A 17,075-nucleotide genomic window follows, 5' to 3' on the forward strand; every position below is an offset into this window, starting at 1 on the left:
ACGGTGGCAATCAAATGGAGGATTGCCATGCCTGATGCGACGGATGACCTGCTGCCCCAGATCGATGCCGTCCGGGCCTTCAACCGATTCTACACGCGGCAGATCGGCCTGCTGAACGAAGGGCTGTTGAAAAGCGATTATTCTCTCTCCGAGATGCGGGTGATCTACGAGCTGGCGCACCGCGACGAGGTAACTGCGACGGAACTCGCCCGCGATCTCGGGCTCGACAATGGCTACCTCAGCCGGATGCTGAAGAAGTTCGAGAAGCGCGGCCTGATCCGGCGGCGACCTTCCGACAACGATGCCCGTCAGAGCATCCTCTCCATGACGGACGAGGGCCACACCGTCTTCCGTCCCTTCGAGCAGGCCTCACGCGACGAGATCCGCGCCCTGATCGAACCGCTGCCGACGAGCGAGCGCACGGCTCTGCTGAAATCCATGACCCGCATCCAGGCGACACTCGGCGGCCTCTCCCCGACTGATGCGCCCTTCATCCTGCGCGACCCGCGGCCGGGCGACATGGGTCAGGTGATCCGGCGCCAGGCCGAGATCTACAGCCAGGAATACGGCTGGGACATCACCTTCGAGGCCCTGGTGGCGCGCATCGCCGCCGATTTCATCGAGAAGTACGACCCGGCGAAGGAGCGCTGCTGGATCGCCGAGCGGAACGGCGAGGTCGTCGGCAGCGTATTCGTCGTGCGCCAGGACGAAGAGGTAGCGAAGCTGCGCATGCTCTTCGTCGAGGCCTCCGCGCGCGGCCTCGGGATCGGCCGCAAGCTGGTCGAGGAATGCATCCTCTTCGCCCGCGCCAAGGGCTACAGGACGCTGACGCTCTGGACCAACGACATCCTCGTCTCCGCCCGCCGCATCTACCAGGCCGCCGGCTTCAAGCTGGTCGAGGAGGAGCGCCACCACTCCTTCGGCAAGGATCTGGTCGGCCAGAACTGGGATCTGAAGCTCTGAGTACCGACCGTTCCGGGTGGGCCCTCGCCGCCGCGGCGGTGACGGGGGTGCAGGTGGGTGCCGCCATGGTGGCGACCCGCTACGTCGCGGGCGAGGTCGGCCCCGCCTCGCTCGCCTGCATGCGCTACGCGCTCGCCGTGCTCTGCCTCGTCCCGTTCCTGATCGCCTCCGGCCGCCCGCGGATCGCGCCACGGGATGCCCTGGCCGTGGCCCTGCTCGGCATCGTCCAGTTCGGCCTGCTCATCGCGCTGCTCAATTTCGGCCTCCGCCACATGTCGGCGACGCGGGCGGCGCTGCTCTTCGCGACCTTCCCCCTGCTCACCATGCTGGTCGCCGCCGCGCTCGGCCGCGAAAGCCTGACCAGACGGAAGTCGGCCGGCGTGCTGCTGGCCCTCGCCGGTGTCGGGATCGCGCTCGGCGAGGCGATCTTCTCGCCCGCCGGCGAGGAAGAATGGATCGGTGCTCTTGCGGTGCTCGGCTCGGCGCTCTGCGGCGCGGTCTGCTCCGTCCTCTACCGCCCCTATCTCGGGCGATGCCCGACCCTCTGGGTCGGCGCCATCGCCATGTCCGCCTCGGTCCTCTTCCTGGCTCCGCTTTCCTGGCCGGAGGGACTTTTCAGCGCGCCACCCGTGCTCGACGGGCTCGGCTGGGCATCGGTGCTTTTCATCGGGCTCTCCAGCGGCGCCGGCTATCTGCTCTGGCTCGGCGCCCTCAAACATGCCTCGCCGACGAAGGTGACGGTCTTCCTCTCGCTCAGTCCGGTGACGGCCGCAGTTCTTGGCGTCCTGCTGCTCGGCGAGCCGCTCACGCCCGCCACCGCGCTCGGCACGGCGACGGTCGTTCTCGGGCTCATCGTCGCCACAAGGTGATGCCCGGATATTGAGCACTGCAGCATGAGCCTGACCAAAAATGCGGCGCCGCGGGAAATTCGCATTGCCCGCCACACGCATTGAAAGTGTTTGATTCCAGACAATTACCTTAAGGCGACCATCTGGCACGGCCCGTGCAGCATGGAGATTGTGCAGCGCGTCTAGGGTTCCGGCCGCAATCGCGGCGCTGGTCCGAGAGACGCACTCCGGCGAGGTGACAGGGCCGGAGACACGGCGGGGCAAAATCCCGGGAGATCACTGCACAGGTTTGCCGAGCGCAAATCTCTCCCGGTTATGTGCTCGGCGGCCCAGGCGACAGCGGCTCCTTGGGGGAGCCTTTGACCAATCGCTTTGAAAGGAGCCGTCACATGTTTCGCCATTCGTTTCTGAAGATGCTTTCCGCCGCCTTCGCCGTTTCGGTCCTGCTGACAGCGCCGGGCGCCGAGGCCGCGCCGAAGAAGGAGTTCAAGGTCTGCTGGTCGATCTATGTCGGCTGGATGCCCTGGGGCGAGATCCAGAATTCCGGTCTGATGAAGAAATGGGCCGACAAATACGGCATCTCCGTCGATATCGTGCAGATCAACGACTATATCGAGTCGATCAACCAGTACACGGCGGGCGAGTTCGACGGCTGCACCATGACCAACATGGACGCGCTCTCGATCCCGTCGGGCGGCGGTGTCGACACCACCGCACTGATCGTCGGCGACTATTCCAACGGCAATGACGGCATCGTGCTGAAGGGCAAGAAAGAGCTCGCCGACATCAAGGGCCAGACCGTCAACCTGGTCGAGCTCTCCGTCTCCCATTACCTGCTGGTGCGGGCGCTCGACAGCATCGGCCTCGCGGAGAGGGACCTCACCGTCGTCAATACCTCCGACGCCGACATGATCGCCGCCTACGGCACGCCGGACGTTTCCGCCGTCGTCACCTGGAACCCGCTGCTCTCCGAGATCGCCGGCATGCCGGAAAGCACCAAGGTGTTCGACAGCAGCCAGACCCCGGGCGAGATCATCGACATCATGATGGTCAATACCGAGGTCCTGAAGGACAACCCGGACTTCGGCAAGGCGCTGGTGGGCGCCTGGTACGAGATGATGTCCATCATGTCGAAGAGCGATTCCGCCGGCGTGGACATGCGGACCGCGATGGCCAAGGCCTCCGGGACCGATCTCGCGGGCTATGACGACCAGCTCGCCTCCACCGCGATGTTCTTCTCCCCCGCGGAGGCCGTCGCCTTCACCGAGGCCCCTGCGCTGATCACGACCATGGACTTCGTGCGCAAGTTCCTGTTCGAGAAGGGCATCCTCGGAGAGGGCGCGACCAGTGTCGATTTCGTCGGGATCGCATTCCCCGGGGGCAAGACCCTCGGTGACACGGGCAACATCAAGCTCCGCTTCGATCCATCCTATATGGCGATGGCCGCCGCCGGGAAGCTCTAGGCCGCCCCGGGTCGCCCTGCCATGCGCCTGATCAACCAGAAGGTCTCGCGGCCGGCCGGCTTCCTGCTGGCCGCCCTGCCCTTCGTGGCGATCCTCATTCTCTATGTCTCGGCGAGCGAGGTGCGGCTGGCGGAAAATCCGCAGGACAAGCTGCTGCCCTCTCTCGCCAGCATGGGCGATGCCTTCTGGCGCATGGCGGCGGAGCCCGACCGCCGGTCCGGCGATTTGCTGCTCTGGAAGGACACGGCGGCGAGCCTCTCGAGGCTTGGCGTCGGGATCGGGATCTCGGCCCTGCTCGCCCTCCTGCTCGGCGTGCCGATCGGGCTGATCCCGAATGTGCGCGCCCTGCTCTCCTCCTTCATCGCCACCTTCTCCCTCATCCCGCCGATCACCGTGCTGCCGATCCTTTTCATCGCCGCCGGGCTGGGGGAGGTCTCGAAGGTGGCCCTGATCATCATCGGCACCGCGCCGGTGATGATCAGGGCCATCGCGCTCGCCGTCGCCGAACTGCCGGCCGAGCTGCTGGTGAAGGCCCAGACTCTCGGCGCCTCGACATGGCAGATCATCCTGCGCGTGGTGCTGCCGCAGATCTGGCCGAAGCTCTTCACCGCGATCCGGCTTGGTCTGGTGCCGGCCTGGATCTTCCTGATCTCCGCCGAAGCCATCGCCTCGACCGAGGGGCTCGGCTACCGGATCTTCCTCGTCCGGCGCTATCTCGCGATGGACGTGATCCTGCCCTATGTCGCCTGGATCACGCTGATCGCCTTCCTCCTCGACCGGGCCCTGCTGAAGAGCTCGAAGCGACTGTTCCGCTGGGCCCATCTTTCCGGGGAATCCTTCTGATGCTGGCGGTGCGGGGGCTCGAGAAAGATTACGGCGACCTGCCGGTGCTCGAGCGCGTCAATCTCGAGGTCGAGGAGGGCGCCTTCTGCGCCATCGTCGGCGCCTCGGGCTGCGGGAAGTCCACTTTCCTGCGCCTGCTGCTCGGCCAGGAAGCGCCGAGCCGCGGCGAGATCCTGCTCGACGGCGAGGCGCTGCCGCCGGAACCGACGCCGGAGCGCGGCATCGTCTTCCAGCGCTACTCCGTCTTCCCGCACCTGACCGCACGGGAAAACCTGCTCCTCGCCCACGATTTCGAGGCCAGCCCGGTTCTGGCGCGGGCCGTCGGCGAGCGGCGCATAGCGGCCGAACGCATGGCCGACGGATTGCTGGAGCGCACCGGCCTCGCCCCCGCCCGCGACCGCTACCCGGCGCAGCTCTCGGGCGGCATGCAGCAGCGCCTCGCGATCGCCCAGGCCCTGATGAAACGGCCCCGCCTGCTCCTGCTCGACGAGCCCTTCGGCGCCCTCGATCCCGGCGTCCGCGTCGAGATGCACGAGCTGCTGCTCGAGCTCTGGCGCGAACACGGCATGACGATCTTCATGGTGACCCACGACCTATCCGAAGCCTTCAAGCTCGGCACAAGGGTGCTGGCCTTCGACAAGGTCCGGATCGACCCGCAATTCCCCAACGCCTACGGCGCCACGATCACCTACGACCTGGCCGCCGACGGTTCCGCCTTTCCCGACAACCTGCCAAAGGAAGACCCCGATGCTGACATCCAGTAACGGACGCAGATGCGCACGCCGTGCCGGTGCCTCCGATCCCGTACGGAACGACCGGCGCTTTCACCACCCGGATTTCAACAAGCGCGAGATGCAGGGCTGGAAGGCCCTGGTAGCCGAAGCCGAACTCTCGGCAGACGGCTGGCGCCAGGAGCAGAAATGGGCGCTGGAGATGGGTCTACCCGGCTCGGACAGTCTGACCGACAAGTCGATTCCGACCTTCGCCCGCGGTGAGTTGCCCCATTTCGCCGGCATCAACACCTTCCTGAAGGCCCCCTACGTAGAGAATGTCCGCGACGTGGCGAAATACGACGCGGCCGTCGTCGGCATTCCCTTCGATTCCGGGACCACCTACAGGCCGGGAACCCGCTTCGGACCGCAGGGCATCCGGCGGATCTCGGCGCTCTACACGCCCTACAACTACGAGATGGGCGTCGATCTTCGCGAGCAGATGACGCTCTGTGACGCGGGCGACGTCTTCACCATCCCGGCGAACCTGGAGAAGAGCTTCGACCAGATCACAAGGGGCGTCTCGCACATCTTCTCCTCCGGTGCCCTGCCGATCATGCTCGGCGGCGACCATTCGATCGGCTTTCCGTGCGTCCGCGGCATCGCGCAATGCACCTCCAAGCGGATCGGCATCATCCATTTCGACCGCCATATCGACATCCAGGAAAAGGATCTCGACGAGCGCATGCACACCACGCCCTGGTACTGGGCGACCGAGATGGACAACGTGCCGGCGACCAACCTGGTGCAGCTCGGCATCGGCGGCTGGCAGGTGCCGCGCCCCGGCGTCAAGCAGGCCTTCAAGAAGAACACCAACGTGTTGACCATCAACGATATCGAGCAGCTCGGCCTGGAGCGCACGGCGGAGATCGCACTGGAGCTCGCCTGGAAGGACGCGGACGCAGTCTATCTCTCCTTCGATATCGACAGCGTGGATTGCGGCTTCGTTCCTGGCACCGGCTGGCCGGAGCCCGGCGGTTTCCTCCCCCGCGAGGCCCTGAAGCTGCTCGGCCTGATCGCGGCGGAGGGCATCTGCGGCCTTGAAGTCGTCGAAGTCAGCCCGCCCTACGACACCTCCGACATCACCGCGCTGCTCGGCTGCCGGGTCGCGGTCGAGGCGATGGGCTCGCTCGTCGCGCACGGCAAGATGGGCGCCCACAAGGCGATCATCGACAAGCCGGTCTCGTTCTGAGGAGGACGCCATGCACAAGCATCCGCACAGCCATCACCATCATCCTCACGACCATCCCCACGATCACAACCATTCGCATGATCCTGACCACCAGCACGGGCACGGGCACAACAGCCCGCCGCAGGGCGCGTCCCAGTGGCAAACACCGCACCTGCCCCACGGCGCCCACGATCACGGACATGGCGAGGCGATCAGCGACGAGCAGAAGGATCTCGATCTGGTCGAGAAGGCCTTCGCCGAGGGCTTCGGCGCGGCCAGCGATCCGACCAGTTTCCTCCGTCTCGCCAACGTTCCCTTCACCGGGAAGCGGGCGGACGGAACACGCCTGCACCTGCTCCGCGTCGAGCAGCACCAGGGCACGGATATCGGCACGGTGACGCCGCATCTCGGCGGCGATAGCTTCCGCTACGCTCCGCTTCCGGCGCGCATGACCTCGCGGCGGGACCGCCTCGATTTCGTCTATCTTGCCGGCGACCGGATCGTGACGTTGACACTGACGGAAGCCAAGGCACTGGAAGCGGACGACACGGACGCTGCCGGCGGGCACTGAACGGCCGCACCGCAGGGTCGCTTGTACCGGGCGGCGTTTCTGGGAATCATGGGACACGGCAAGTTCGCCGCGCGTCCCGGAGTTCACAGTCCATGCCGCCCAAAGTCCTTCTGATCGGTCACCTCTACCACCCCGATGGAGAGTCGCATCTGGCGTCGCGGAGCGAGCTTACGGTGCTGCCCGCGCCGGATCGCCGCGCACTCCTCGAAGCGGCACGGTCCGCGCAGGCGATCAGTCCGCGCTACCCGAACCTTGCCGACGCCGAAGTGATCGAGGCGGCGGAGGACCTGGTCATCATCCACACGTCCGGGCGCGGCACCGATGCGGTCGATGTCGAGGCGGCGACCGCGCGCGGCGTCATCGTCTGCAACAATCCGGGCTTCGGCAAGGTGCCGGTTTCGGAACACGCGCTCTTCATGCTGCTCGGCCTCTCCCGGCACGGACGCGAGCACGACGCGATGATGCGCGCGGGGCGCGGCTGGCAGGAGCGGCTGCAGAAACACAACACGATCCGCGATCTGCAGGACGGCGTTCTGGGGATCGTCGGCCTTGGACAGATCGGGACCGAGATGGCACGTAAATGCGCCGCCGCCTTCAACATGACGGTGCTGGCCTACGACCCCTATGTGTCCGAGGAGCATGCCGCCGGCGTCGGCGCGAAACTCTGCCCGACACTCGAAGAGGTCCTGTCGCGCGCGGACTATGTGTCGGTCCATGCCGAGCTCAACGACGAGACCCGGCACATGTTCAACGAGACGACAATCCGGCAGATGCAGCCGCATGCCTGTCTGGTCAACACCGCGCGCGGCAAGATCGTCTCCCAGGACGCGCTCCTGAAGGCGCTGACCGAGGGCTGGATCCGCGCCGCCGCGCTGGATGTCTACGAGGTCGAACCGGTCGGCCCGGACAATCCGCTGCTGTCGCTGGACAATCTTCTGCTCTCGCCGCATGTCGGCGGGCTGACGCAGAGCTTCATGTCCGGCAGCGCGATGGCCGTGGCGACGAAGATGCTGCAGGCGCTTTCCGGAGAACGTCCGGAAGACATCGTCAACCCGGCGGCCTGGGAGCCGGCGAAACAGCGCGCCATGAGATTGCTCTCGGGCGGCTGACGCTCTACTCGGCCGGCTGCTCCTCGGCCTCGGCGATGTCCGGGATGTGCTTCGCCTCGGACATTTCCCTCTCCAGCTTGCCGGCCGCATCCGCCCGGGCGGAGGAAAGCCGTGCCAGAACGACATAGAGCACCGGCGTCAGATAGAGCGTGAAGACCGCCGCCAGGCCCAGACCGCCGAACACGACCCAGCCGATCGCGCTCCGCGCCTCCGCACCGGGACCGGAGCTGAGGATCAGCGGCAGGCCGCCGAGAACGGTGGAGACCATGGTCATGGCGATCGGACGCAGGCGAACCAGCGCGGCACGCTCGGCCGCCTGCCGGACGGAGAAACCGCGATCGCGCAGCTGGTCGGCGAACTCGACCATGAGGATGCCGTTCTTCGCCATCAGCCCGATCATCATGACGAGACCGATCTGGCTGTAGATATTCACCGAGGTCCCGGTCAGCAGCAGGGCATAGATCGCCGCGGCGATCCCGAACGGCACGGTCAGCACGACGATGGCGGCGCTGGTCACGCTCTCGAACTGGGCGACGAGCACGAGGAAGACCACGATGATCGCGATGCCGTAGGTGATCGCGACCTCGTGCGACGTCTCCTCGAGCGCCTCGGCCTCGCCAAGCAGGATCAGGCTGACATCGCCGGGCAGGATCTCGTCCGCGAGCGCCTCGACCGCCCGCACGGCATCGCCGAGCGGCATGCCGGGCTTCAGGTCCGCGTCGATCTCCACCGCACGGCGCTGGACGTGGCGATCGAGCTCTGCGGCGACGCCCTCTTCCTTCAGGGTGACGAGGCTGGAGATCGGGATCAGCTTTCCCCGGTCCGTGCGCACATAGAGATTGATCAAATCGGTCGGATCGTTGATCGCTCCGCCGATCGCCTCGAGCCGGATCGGAATGGTCTCGTCGCGGACGTTGAGATCGGCGACTTCGAGCCCGTCGATATTGACCTGCAACACGTCGGCCAGATCGTCGAGATCGACCCCAAGGTCTGAAGCCCGCCGACGGTCGATCTTGACCGAGAGCTGCGGCTGGGTCGGCTGGTAGGAGATCCGGACATCGGACAGGTTCGGCAGCCGGTCCTCGATCGCCCGCGCCAGCTTTTGCGCCACTTCGAAGAGGCGCAGATAATCGTTGCCGACCAGTGCGACCTCGAGGCCGCCGCCGGCGGAACGCAGGTTCAGGCTGTTCGGACTATAGACCCGCATCCGCATGCCGGGGATCTGGTTCAGCTTGCGCCGGATCTCCGACATGATCTCCTGCTGCGAGCGCGACCGCGCCTCCCAGGACGCGAGCGGGGCCGAGATATAGACCCGGTTCAGGTCCCAGCGTCCGACGACGGTATAGACCGATGTGATCTCGCCGCTGTCGACATAGGGCTGCAGGACCGCCTCCATGAGGTCGGCCTGCTTGTTGCTGTATTCGAGACCGACGCCGTCCGGACCGGTTCCCAAGATGTAGATCCGGCCTCGGTCTTCGGAGGGCAGAAGCTCCTGATCGAGCGCCTTGAAGGTAACCCAGGCACCAGCTGCCACCGCGAGCGACACCGCGATGACGATGACCGGAACCGACAGTGTCGCCCTCAGCGTCGCCCCGTAGACCCGCGCCAGCATGTCTCCGATCCGCCCCATGAAGGTGCGCAGCCCGATCCGGTCCTCGCCGGCAGCCGCGAGCCGGGCCGAGAGCGCGGGCACCAGCGTGAGCGCGACGAAAGAGGAGATCAGCACCGCGATGGCCAGCACGAAACCGAATTCGCGGAACAGCCGCCCCGCCGTGCTCGGCAGGAAGGAGATCGGCACGAAGACGGAAATCAGGGTCGCCGTGGTCGCGACGACGGCGAAAAACACCTGACGGGTGCCGAGCACCGCGGCTGCCCTTCCGCCAAGGCCTTGGGCGCGCCGGCGCTGGATGTTTTCAAGCACGACGATGCTGTCGTCGACGATCAGGCCGGTCGCCAGAACGAGGGCGAGCAGGGTCAGGATGTTGATCGAGAAGCCGAAGGCCCAGATCGCCGCGACGGAGCCGATCAGAGCGACCGGAATGGCGATGCAGGGCACAAGCGTCGCCGCCGGCGAGCCGAGAAAGACCCAGAGCGTGACGATGACGATGAGCACCGCCAGCAGCAGGGTAAAGAGAACCTCTGAAACCGATCCCTCGATGAAGAGCGCATCGTCGGAGGTGACCATCACCTCAAGATTGTCGAAACGCTTGTTCAGGGTGGCGACCGCCTTGTGCACGGCCTTCGAGATCTCGATCGTGTTGGACTGCGCCTGCCGCACGATGCCGAGACCGATGGTTTCCTCGCCGTTGACCCGGACGAGGCTTTCCGGATCCTCCGGCCCGAAAAAGACCTGCGCCACGTCGCCGACGCGGACGGCGCCCCGGATGATGATATCCTCGACCTCCTTCGCCGATTCCACCGTCGCGTTGGCACGGACCAGCAATTCCTGGTCGAGCGATGCGAAACTGCCGGCCGGAATGTCGAAGGGCGCGTTCTTCAGCGCCGCGATGACGTCGGCGATCGAAAGCGCGAAGGCGCTCAGCCGCATCGGGTCGAGCACGACGCGCAGCAGACGCGACCGTTCGCCGTAAAGGTTCACGTCAGCCACGCCGTCGATCGAGATCAGTTCCGGGATCACGTCATTCTCGACGATCCGGGTCAGATCGTCATCCGTGAGCCCATGGCCGGAAACCGCAAGCTGCATGATCGGGCTCGCGTCGGCGTCGGCCTTGATCACCGTCAGCTGTTCGACATTCTCCGGCAGTTCCCGCTGCACCCGGCTGACCGCCTCGCGCACGTCCGAGGCCGCGACGTCGAGATCGGCGGAGGGACTGAATTCGGCATGCAGTCGGAAATTGTTCTCCTCGCTGGAGGAACGGATGCGCTGCACCCCGTTGACGCGCGCGACCGCGCCCTCGACGAGGCTTGTCACCTCGCTGTCCATGGTCTCCGGCGAGGCGCCGTCGAGAATGCCGCGCACCGAAACGATCGGCCGGTCCACATTCGGCAGTTCGCGGACCTCGACCGCCAGAATGGCGGCGACGCCGGCGAGCGCGATCAGCAGGTTGAGAACCAGCGCCAGCCACGGGCGCCGGACGCTGAGAGACGGAAGGTCGTTCTCGGAACCGCCGCTGCCCGGAATCATGACGTGGTCGCGTCTTTCCGCGCCTTCACCGGAGCCCGGTCCGGACCGCCGTCGGGAAGAATCTCGACCTTCGTGCCCTGACGCATCCGGTGCAGCCCCTGGGTGACCACCTTGTCGCCGTCGGCGAAATTGGCATCGACCAGAACCGTCGCCCCCTGCCGCTGTACGATCGAGACAGGCTGACGCCGGGCGACCCCGTCGGACACGGCCCAGACGAAGGAACCGTCCCCGCCCCACTGGATCGCCACTTCGGGAATGCTGGCGCGGGTCTGCCCCTCGACATCCAGCGTCACCCGGAAACTCATGCCGGGACGGAGACTGTCGTCCAAATTGGGAATGCGGGCACGAACCACGAAAGTCCGCGTCTCTTCGTCGATCCGACTTCCGATATCATAGATCTCGCCGCCCTCGATCGGCGCGGTATCGCCGGTCCAGAGCGCGAGCTTGACCGGGTCTCCGACATTGATCCTGCCGAGCAACCCCTCGGGAACCTCGAAGCGGACCAGCAGGCTCGAGCGGTCGTCGAGCACGGCGATTTCCGTATCGGTGTCGACCCGGTCGCCGATCTCGACATCCGTCATGCCGATCCGGCCCGAGAAGGGCGCGAGCAGAACGCGGTCCTGAAGCGCGATCTGGGCCTGCTCCAGATCGATCTTGGCCGCATCGAGCGCGGTGAGCGCATCGTCCAGCGCGGCCTGGGTCGAGGCGCCGCTGCCGCGCAGCTTGCCGAGACGTTCGGCAACCCTCTGTGCCGCCTCGAGCCGGACCCGCGCCAGATCGACCGCCAGCCGCTCGCTCTTCCGTTCAAGCTCAAGCAGAACCTGCCCCTTGGAAACCTCGGCATCGGTCTTGAGCGCGGTCGCGGTGACGCGTCCGTCGGCAGCCGTGTGCAGGCGCGCAGACTGATAGGCGCGGGCCGTCCCCACCGCCTCGGTCCGCAGCCGTTCCTTCACGAAATCCACATCCGCCACAACGACCGCGGCGGACTGCTCCCGCCCCTTGCCGCGCGCCTCTCCCGCCTCGTTCTTCAGGCCGAGATACGGACCGAGATAGGTCCAGCCTCCGACCAGAAGACCGGCAGCCAAGACCACCACAAACAACTGACGCCAGACACTCATCGGCACGGCCCCGCACAAACTTCCGCAAAGACTGGAAACGTTCGAGAGAGTGTAATCCGTCGCCGTCCAAAGTCTATCGGACGAAAAATTAATCGTGGAAAACCTGCCGGGCCTCGGACCCCGCCCGGTTTCTATTCCGGACGCGGCTGGATCGGCGGCTGGACATCGTCCGGGATCGGACAGCGGTAGGGTGTCTTCGCGGTCTTCGCCGCATGATCCGCCTTGGCCGCCGCCATGAGCTCCTCGTCGCGCAGCAGGTCGACGGCGGTGCCCGCCATGACCTTCGCCGCATAGATCATGCCCTTGTGCGCCGCAGGCGCCATGCCCTGGGCCGTCATCTGCCAGGAATGGCCCGGCGTGCCGATCGCCTGGGTCGCGACCCGCGCCTCGATTGTCGGCACCACCCAGCTGACGTCGGAGACATCGGTCGAGCCCGGCATCGAGACGCCCTTGACGTCGAGCGGGACGATGAAGTCGCAAAGCGGGGTGTCCTCTCGCGCCTCGACCCCGGCCTTGCGGTATTCGTTGGCAATGTCCTGTTCGGTGAGGGTCGCCTGGATCTCGGCCGCGTATTTCCGGTCCTCGGCATCGAACGGCACCGGGCCCAGGCGCTGCATGTTCTCGTAGAGCGCCTTTTCGAGCGGCGAATTGGCAAGCATGTTGGAGACCGCGCTGACGATCTTCCAGGTCATCTTGGTCTCGGTCATCAGCGCCGCGCCCTCGGCGACCTTCTTCACGCGCTCGACCAGTTCCTGCATGCCCGCGAGATCGCGCGCCCGCACGGCATGACGCACCTTGGCGAAGCCCTGCACCACGTTCGGCGCGACCCCGCCGCCATCGAGCATGGCGTAGTGGATGCGGGCGTCGGAGGGCATGTGCTCACGCATGTAATTGACGCCGATATTCATCAGCTCCACCGCGTCGAGGGCGCTGCGGCCGAGATGGGGGGCGCTCGAGGCATGGCTGGAGCGGCCGTGGAAAGAGAAATCGATCCGTGTGTTGGCGAGCGAGTTGGCGAGCCCGACGCGGGTCACGCCGGCCGGATGCCAGGTCACCGCCGCGTCCACGTCGTCGAAAGCGCCGGCACGGACCATGAAGCCCTTCGCCGCCCCGCCCTCTTCCGCCGGGCAGCCGTAATAGCGCACGCGGCCGGGGGTGCCGGTCTTCTCCAGCCAGTCCTTGAGACCCGCGGCGGCGAGCAGCGCGGCGGAGCCGAGCAGGTTGTGACCGCAGCCATGGCCGTGGCCGCCGGCCTCGACCTCTTTCGGTTCGGCGATATTGGCGACCTGGCTGAGGCCGGGAAGCGCGTCGTACTCGCCGAGCACGGCGATCACCGGCCCGCCCTCGCCGGCCTCGCCCATGACCGCCGTCGGAATGCCGCCGACATTCTCCGTCACGCGGAAGCCGTACTGCTCCAGCATCTTCCGGTGCTCCTCGGCGGAGCGGTATTCGGTATAGGCGATCTCGGGCATGCCCCAGATCCGGTCCGACAGGCCGATGAAATCCTCGCGATGCTCGTCGACAAGATCCCAGATCAGTTCGGCATTCGACATGGCGTTCTCTCTCCTGGACGCATTTTTTGACCGGCGCGGAACAGGCGGGAAAACGGAGCCGCGCGGAGTGAATAGGAAGGGTGGAAACGATGCGCCCGGTGAAATTGGCGGTCAAGCGCAACAGGCCCGTCCGGGCCGGGAAGAGCGTCTTTCCGGGCACGCGCCAATCCGATATGTTCTTATTTTGTTCTATACGCTAGACTGCATTTCCTGAGAGCTGGAGGCCGCAGAAATGCAAACACGTGAAGAGAAATTCGACCGCTTCAAGGCGCTGCATGAACGGGATGGCGCGTTCGTCATGCCGAACCCGTGGGACGCGGGATCCGCGCGCCTGCTCGCCCATTGCGGCTTCGAGGCGCTGGCGACGACCAGCGCGGGTTATGCCTTCTCGGTCGGCAAGCGCGATTCCTTCGCCGGCCTCACGCGCGAGGAGCTGCTGGAGAACGCGCGAATGATCGTCGATGCGACCGGGCTCCCGGTCTCGGCGGATCTCGAGGACGGTTTCGGGTCTGCTCCGGAAACCTGCGCCGAAACCATCCGGCTGGCCTGCGAGGCCGGTCTTGTTGGCGGCTCCATCGAGGACGCGACCGGAGACAGCGAGGCACCGATTTTCGAGACCGCGGAGGCCGCCGATCGTGTGCGTGCGGCGGCCGAAGCCGCGGCAGGGCGGTCATTCCTTCTCACGGCCAGAGCCGAGAATTTCCTTTGGGGACGGCCTGATCTCGCAGACACGATCAAGCGCCTTCAGGCATTTTCCGAGGCCGGGGCGGACGTGCTCTACGCGCCCGGCCTGCCGGGTCTGGAAGCCATCCGGACGGTCTGCCGCGAGGTCGACAAGCCGGTGAATGTGGTCATGGGGCTGCAGGGCGCGACCTACACGGTCTCGGAGCTTTCGGACGCAGGTGTCCGGCGCATCAGCGTCGGCGGCTCTTTCGCCCGAGCGGCACTCGGCGCATTGCGGCGGGCTGCGGAAGAGGTGCTGCGGAACGGGACCTTCACATACGCCGCCGATGCAATTCCGGACCGGGAAATCAGTCAGCTCATGTCAGCGGAAAAGCGCTGACGCTACCCTCAACAACGCGGCCCGTCAGATCTGCGGCATAGTCTCGGAGAGCAGGCCGCCCAGCCTCACCGGCTCCGCCGCCGTCGCGAGGCCGGTCGCGTCGTCGCTGACGATCAGGACGCCGGAGACGGACGCCGGACCTTCGGCGGGCTCCAGACGCGGCCGGGCGGTCTTCGAGAGAAAGCGCTCCACCGGGGCTTCCTTCTTCATGCCGATCACGCCGTCATAGGCGCCGCACATGCCGGCATCGGTCATGTAGGCGGTGCCGCCGGGCAGCACCATGTGATCCGCGGTCGGAACATGGGTGTGGGTGCCGACGACCGCGCTCGCCCGTCCGTCGAGAAAATGCCCGAGTGCCAGTTTCTCCGACGTCGCCTCGCCATGCATGTCGATGAAGATGAAATCCGCGCCGTAGCCGAGCGGGCATTCCTCGACGATCTTCTCCGCGGCGAGGAAGGGGCACTCGGCGCTGTCCATGAAGAGGCGCAGGGCGATGTTGGCCACGAGCACGTGGCGACCGTCCTGCGTCGGATAGAGACCGCTGCCCTTGCCGTTGGTCTCCGGCGGGTAGTTCGCAGGGCGCAGCAGGCGCGGCTCGGCGTCGAAATAGGTGAGGATCTCGCGCTTGTCGAAGGCATGATTGCCTGTGGTGACGACATCAGCGCCGGCATCGAACAAAGCCTCGGCGATTTCCGGCGTGATGCCGAAGCCGCCGGCGGAATTCTCGCCGTTGACGATGACGAAATCGACGGCAAGCCGTTCGCGCAGTTCCGGAAGCCGGTCCTGCACCGCCTCGCGTCCGACACGGCCGACGACGTCTCCAAGAAAAAGTACGCGCACGGTTCAGCCCTTTCCGAAATGAGTGGCGCCGGCCTCGGTCAGCAGGGCGTCAAGCCGCTGGTCGGTTGCTTCGCGCGGGACCGCGGCGACGCGCTGCGCTTCATAGGCAAGGCCGATCGCGCGGACGGCACCCGCCGCGCGGAGTTTCTCCAGTGTCCGGTCGTAGAATCCGCCACCATAGCCGAGACGGTAGCCCGCATCGTCGAAAGCCAGCATCGGGACGAGCAGGGTGCCCGGCTCGAGTTCGGGGGCGCCGACATCGGGCACCAGACCGCCCAAGCCGTGTTTGACCAGAGACGCCCCCGGCCCCCAAAGCCTGAAAGCAAGCGGTGCCGCATTCTGCACCGCGACCGGCAGCACGATCCGGTGTCCCCGCGCATGCAGAGCGAGCATCAGAGGCCGCGGATCGATCTCGGAGCGGAACGGCCAGTAGGCGGCGACGACGGACGCCGGAGAAAGCTCGAAATTTTCGAGGAAACTGTCACGAACGAGATTGCCGGCGCGCTCCGAAAGCTCGGCATGCGCCCGCTGCCGGCGCTCCTCGATCATCTTTCGCAGGGCGACCTTCTCGGCGGCCATGCGGTCAGTCGATGTCCTGGAGTTCGAGGCGGGATCCGGCAAGGGCCGTCTTTCGTCTGGAAAAAAATCTGAACGGCGCCGCCACGACCGTTGGCCGTAATAATCCTCTGTGGCCTGCAAAGCAGGTGGGCGCCGCATACCGGAACCACGGTCCCGGCAGAGACAGCTCCCGAAGGATCGTTTATAGCCCCAGGGATTGTGAGGCCTGACGCATCGCGCAGCTACCGTCCGGGGACATATCTAGGCGCGTTCAAGCTGGTCTGCAATGCTCTCGATTCGTCCGGCCATCGCATTCAGCGCGGCGGCGATCTTCTCCTCGCTCTCGCCGACCGGGCTCGTCCCGTTCTCCGCCGCCATCTCCGCCTCGATCTCGCGCAGATCGACAAGCTCGTCCGCGATCAGCAGCGAGGCCATAACGAGGAGACGCGTGTCGCCGATCTGGCCGATCTGCTCGACCAGGTCTTTCACGTGCGAATCAACCATCGCCGCAAGGCTGGCGATCCGGCTCTCCTGCCCGTCCTCGCAGGCGATGCGGTAGTTCTTGCCGTTGATGGTAATCTCGACCTGGGCCACCGCCTTATCCTTCCAGCACGAATTTCAGGCGGCCGATGGTCTTGTCCAGCTTCTCGCTGACCTCATCGGTGACCTTGGAGAGTTCGGCATATTCCTTCTTGGCCGCGTCGAGTTCCGCCTGCAATTCGGCAGAGCGCGAGCTGAGTTCGAGGGCCTTGTGCGCGGCACCGTCGAGCCGTTCGATTGCGGCTTCGAGGCGTGCGGCGGCGGAATCGAGTCGGGACATCCGGTCCTGTCCTTAACAACGCTTGATTTTCGGGCATCCCGCGCCCGGCGGCGGAAGCATACAAACTGCAATATCAAGGCGTCAACGCGCGGCCTTGGGGGACCACGTCATCCCCCCCGAACTCCGGAGTTGACTGTACGGGGGCAGGACGGCATTTTCACCCCGCCTTTTCCGGGGCAGAGACCACCTTGTGCGCCCGCCCCGTTCATCAGATGCGGCCTCCCGTCCGGACCGTCCGGG

Annotated in this window: 16 protein-coding genes, 1 other RNA gene and 1 riboswitch; of the genes, 9 read left to right on the top strand and 8 right to left on the bottom strand. The window is 66.0% G+C overall.

Going from position 1 to position 17,075, the window contains the following annotated elements:
• The first annotated feature begins 27 nt into the window (after positions 1 to 27).
• From IG122_RS12440 to IG122_RS12475, 8 genes are all read left to right on the top strand, one after another.
• The gene (locus IG122_RS12440; protein WP_226893547.1) at positions 28 to 963 is read left to right on the top strand and encodes a bifunctional helix-turn-helix transcriptional regulator/GNAT family N-acetyltransferase; all 936 of its coding nucleotides are present in this window, start codon (positions 28 to 30) and stop codon (positions 961 to 963) included.
• The gene (locus IG122_RS12445) at positions 960 to 1,832 is read left to right on the top strand and encodes a DMT family transporter (protein WP_226893615.1); all 873 of its coding nucleotides are present in this window, start codon (positions 960 to 962) and stop codon (positions 1,830 to 1,832) included. Before IG122_RS12440 ends, IG122_RS12445 begins: the two co-directional genes overlap by 4 nt.
• A 150-nt stretch (positions 1,833 to 1,982) precedes the next feature.
• Positions 1,983 to 2,088: riboswitch (guanidine-I (ykkC/yxkD leader) on the top strand.
• Between the two features lie 112 nt (positions 2,089 to 2,200).
• The gene (locus tag IG122_RS12450; protein WP_193183956.1) at positions 2,201 to 3,274 is read left to right on the top strand and encodes a putative urea ABC transporter substrate-binding protein; all 1,074 of its coding nucleotides are present in this window, start codon (positions 2,201 to 2,203) and stop codon (positions 3,272 to 3,274) included.
• A 21-nt stretch (positions 3,275 to 3,295) separates the two neighbouring features.
• Entirely contained in the window at positions 3,296 to 4,117 is an 822-nt protein-coding gene (locus IG122_RS12455; protein ID WP_193183958.1) for an ABC transporter permease, read from the top strand.
• Positions 4,117 to 4,881, top strand: coding sequence for an ABC transporter ATP-binding protein (locus tag IG122_RS12460; RefSeq protein ID WP_193183960.1), 765 nt, complete (start codon positions 4,117 to 4,119; stop codon positions 4,879 to 4,881). The genes IG122_RS12455 and IG122_RS12460 overlap by 1 nt, the downstream gene beginning before the upstream one ends.
• Positions 4,865 to 6,079, top strand: coding sequence for an agmatinase family protein (locus IG122_RS12465; RefSeq protein ID WP_193183962.1), 1,215 nt, complete (start codon positions 4,865 to 4,867; stop codon positions 6,077 to 6,079). The genes IG122_RS12460 and IG122_RS12465 overlap by 17 nt, the downstream gene beginning before the upstream one ends.
• A 10-nt stretch (positions 6,080 to 6,089) precedes the next feature.
• Positions 6,090 to 6,629 (top strand): hypothetical protein, encoded by a 540-nt coding sequence (locus tag IG122_RS12470; RefSeq protein ID WP_193183964.1) that lies wholly within the window; start codon positions 6,090 to 6,092, stop codon positions 6,627 to 6,629.
• A 92-nt stretch (positions 6,630 to 6,721) separates the two neighbouring features.
• A complete protein-coding gene (locus IG122_RS12475) occupies positions 6,722 to 7,738 on the top strand; it encodes an NAD(P)-dependent oxidoreductase (protein WP_193183966.1) in 1,017 nt (338 codons plus the stop codon).
• Positions 7,739 to 7,742: 4 nt separating this feature from the next.
• On the opposite strand, the gene IG122_RS12480 is transcribed toward IG122_RS12475, so the two are convergent.
• The 3 genes from IG122_RS12480 to IG122_RS12490 form a co-directional block, all read right to left on the bottom strand.
• Complete coding sequence (locus tag IG122_RS12480; RefSeq protein ID WP_193183968.1) at positions 7,743 to 10,883, bottom strand: efflux RND transporter permease subunit; 3,141 nt, start codon at positions 10,881 to 10,883, stop codon at positions 7,743 to 7,745.
• Positions 10,880 to 12,001: an efflux RND transporter periplasmic adaptor subunit gene (locus IG122_RS12485; RefSeq protein ID WP_193183970.1), complete on the bottom strand. Its 1,122-nt coding sequence runs from the start codon at positions 11,999 to 12,001 to the stop codon at positions 10,880 to 10,882. Before IG122_RS12485 ends, IG122_RS12480 begins: the two co-directional genes overlap by 4 nt.
• Before the next feature lie 131 nt (positions 12,002 to 12,132).
• Positions 12,133 to 13,554, bottom strand: coding sequence for a M20 family metallopeptidase (locus IG122_RS12490; RefSeq protein WP_193183972.1), 1,422 nt, complete (start codon positions 13,552 to 13,554; stop codon positions 12,133 to 12,135).
• A gap of 232 nt (positions 13,555 to 13,786) precedes the next feature.
• Between IG122_RS12490 and IG122_RS12495 the strand changes: the two genes are divergently transcribed.
• Complete coding sequence (locus IG122_RS12495; protein ID WP_193183974.1) at positions 13,787 to 14,617, top strand: isocitrate lyase/PEP mutase family protein; 831 nt, start codon at positions 13,787 to 13,789, stop codon at positions 14,615 to 14,617.
• Between the two features lie 24 nt (positions 14,618 to 14,641).
• On the opposite strand, the gene IG122_RS12500 is transcribed toward IG122_RS12495, so the two are convergent.
• The 5 genes from IG122_RS12500 to IG122_RS12520 form a co-directional block, all read right to left on the bottom strand.
• Positions 14,642 to 15,457 (bottom strand): TIGR00282 family metallophosphoesterase, encoded by an 816-nt coding sequence (locus IG122_RS12500; protein ID WP_193183976.1) that lies wholly within the window; start codon positions 15,455 to 15,457, stop codon positions 14,642 to 14,644.
• Between the two features lie 3 nt (positions 15,458 to 15,460).
• Positions 15,461 to 16,036 carry a 5-formyltetrahydrofolate cyclo-ligase gene (locus tag IG122_RS12505; RefSeq protein WP_193183978.1) on the bottom strand — a complete coding sequence of 192 codons (576 nt, stop codon included), beginning with the start codon at positions 16,034 to 16,036 and terminating at the stop codon, positions 15,461 to 15,463.
• Between the two features lie 71 nt (positions 16,037 to 16,107).
• A non-coding RNA gene (gene ssrS, locus IG122_RS12510) (6S RNA) lies at positions 16,108 to 16,263 on the bottom strand.
• Between the two features lie 13 nt (positions 16,264 to 16,276).
• Positions 16,277 to 16,609, bottom strand: a complete 333-nt coding sequence (locus tag IG122_RS12515) for a cell division protein ZapA (RefSeq protein ID WP_193183980.1) — start codon at positions 16,607 to 16,609, stop codon at positions 16,277 to 16,279.
• 4 nt (positions 16,610 to 16,613) lie between these two features.
• Positions 16,614 to 16,835: a hypothetical protein gene (locus IG122_RS12520; protein ID WP_193183982.1), complete on the bottom strand. Its 222-nt coding sequence runs from the start codon at positions 16,833 to 16,835 to the stop codon at positions 16,614 to 16,616.
• Positions 16,836 to 17,075: the final 240 nt, after the last annotated feature.

The organism is Nisaea sediminum (genome assembly GCF_014904705.1).
Lineage (GTDB): Bacteria > Pseudomonadota > Alphaproteobacteria > Thalassobaculales > Thalassobaculaceae > Nisaea > Nisaea sediminum.

Bases quoted from the DNA above. Each gene is read 5' to 3' on its own strand.
- IG122_RS12450 (WP_193183956.1), top strand. From the start codon at position 2,201: ATGTTTCGCCATTCGTTTCTGAAGATGCTTTCCGCCGCCTTCGCCGTT.
- IG122_RS12495 (WP_193183974.1), top strand. From the start codon at position 13,787: ATGCAAACACGTGAAGAGAAATTCGACCGCTTCAAGGCGCTGCATGAA.
- IG122_RS12460 (WP_193183960.1), top strand. From the start codon at position 4,117: ATGCTGGCGGTGCGGGGGCTCGAGAAAGATTACGGCGACCTGCCGGTG.
- IG122_RS12475 (WP_193183966.1), top strand. From the start codon at position 6,722: ATGCCGCCCAAAGTCCTTCTGATCGGTCACCTCTACCACCCCGATGGA.
- IG122_RS12470 (WP_193183964.1), top strand. From the start codon at position 6,090: ATGCACAAGCATCCGCACAGCCATCACCATCATCCTCACGACCATCCC.
- IG122_RS12490 (WP_193183972.1), bottom strand. From the start codon at position 13,554: ATGTCGAATGCCGAACTGATCTGGGATCTTGTCGACGAGCATCGCGAG.
- IG122_RS12465 (WP_193183962.1), top strand. From the start codon at position 4,865: ATGCTGACATCCAGTAACGGACGCAGATGCGCACGCCGTGCCGGTGCC.
- IG122_RS12440 (WP_226893547.1), top strand. From the start codon at position 28: ATGCCTGATGCGACGGATGACCTGCTGCCCCAGATCGATGCCGTCCGG.
- IG122_RS12505 (WP_193183978.1), bottom strand. From the start codon at position 16,036: ATGGCCGCCGAGAAGGTCGCCCTGCGAAAGATGATCGAGGAGCGCCGG.
- IG122_RS12455 (WP_193183958.1), top strand. From the start codon at position 3,296: ATGCGCCTGATCAACCAGAAGGTCTCGCGGCCGGCCGGCTTCCTGCTG.
- IG122_RS12480 (WP_193183968.1), bottom strand. From the start codon at position 10,883: ATGATTCCGGGCAGCGGCGGTTCCGAGAACGACCTTCCGTCTCTCAGC.
- IG122_RS12485 (WP_193183970.1), bottom strand. From the start codon at position 12,001: ATGAGTGTCTGGCGTCAGTTGTTTGTGGTGGTCTTGGCTGCCGGTCTT.
- IG122_RS12520 (WP_193183982.1), bottom strand. From the start codon at position 16,835: ATGTCCCGACTCGATTCCGCCGCCGCACGCCTCGAAGCCGCAATCGAA.